Annotated in this window: 1 rRNA gene; it reads right to left on the reverse strand. The window is 57.7% G+C overall.

What is annotated here, in order from left to right:
* Nucleotides 1–562, reverse strand: a 23S ribosomal RNA gene (locus IE257_RS37770); the annotation flags it as partial.

The following is a 562-nucleotide window of genomic DNA, read 5'->3' on the forward strand; positions in this document are numbered from 1 at the left end:
GGTACTTTTCACCATTCCCTCACGGTACTATCCGCTATCGGTCACCAGGGAATATTTAGGCTTAGCGGGTGGTCCCGCCAGATTCACACGGGATTTCTCGGGCCCCGTGCTACTTGGGAGATTCTTAAGCAAGCCGCTGATGTTTCGTCTACGGGGGTCTTACCCTCTACGCCGGACCTTTCGCATGTCCTTCGACTACATCAACGGTTTCTGACTCGCCGACCGGCCGGCAGACCGATCAAAAGAATTCCCACAACCCCGCATGCGCAACCCCTGCCGGGTATCACACGCATACGGTTTGGCCTCATCCGGTTTCGCTCGCCACTACTCCCGGAATCACGGTTGTTTTCTCTTCCTGAGGGTACTGAGATGTTTCACTTCCCCTCGTTCCCTCCACACTGCCTATGTGTTCAGCAGTGGGTGACAGCCCATGACGACTGCCGGGTTTCCCCATTCGGACACCCCCGGATCAAAGCTCAGTTGGCAGCTCCCCGGGGCCTATCGCGGCCTCTCACGTCCTTCATCGGTTCCTGGTGCCAAGGCATCCACCGTGCGCCCTTAA

This window comes from Streptomyces avidinii, from assembly GCF_014650695.1.
In the GTDB taxonomy this organism is placed as follows: Bacteria; Actinomycetota; Actinomycetes; order Streptomycetales; family Streptomycetaceae; genus Streptomyces; species Streptomyces avidinii.